Source organism: Mesorhizobium sp. M5C.F.Ca.ET.164.01.1.1 (assembly GCF_004792125.1).
GTDB lineage: Bacteria > Pseudomonadota > Alphaproteobacteria > Rhizobiales > Rhizobiaceae > Mesorhizobium > Mesorhizobium wenxiniae.
The window spans coordinates 1-322 of record NZ_SRTG01000371.1 but is presented as its reverse complement, the minus strand read 5'-3'; the positions used below and the strand labels follow the sequence as shown (position 1 = coordinate 322).

Genomic DNA, 322 nt, shown 5'->3' with positions numbered 1-322 from the left:
CGCCGCCGGTGATCAGCACCGAAGCGCCTTCGAGATCGGCAAAACGCGCCGATGGCATCATGTTTTTTCTCCCTGGCCAAGTCGGCGCGCATCCTATCCAGACAAGGCGCGCGGGCAAGGGATAAACGTCAGATTTTCGAGCTTATGTCTGACAAAAAGGCAAATCACGCCCGCACCGGATGAAGGGGCTGGCTGAATCCGTGCGGAACGGCGTTCAGATCGCCTTGGCGTGCAAGGCGCCGCGATAGGAATCGCGCAGATAGCCGAGCGTGGCGCCGGCGGCCAGGGCTACCTGTTCGGCAAGCCGGTCGATGCCGACGCC

At 62.4% G+C, this 322-nt stretch carries 1 protein-coding gene; it reads left to right on the top strand.

The window, feature by feature from the left end; genetic code table 11:
* Positions 1 to 196 (top strand): hypothetical protein (locus tag EN807_RS36215; RefSeq protein ID WP_210240029.1); only part of this gene is annotated, 196 nt, incomplete at its 5' end.
* Positions 197 to 322: the final 126 nt, after the last annotated feature.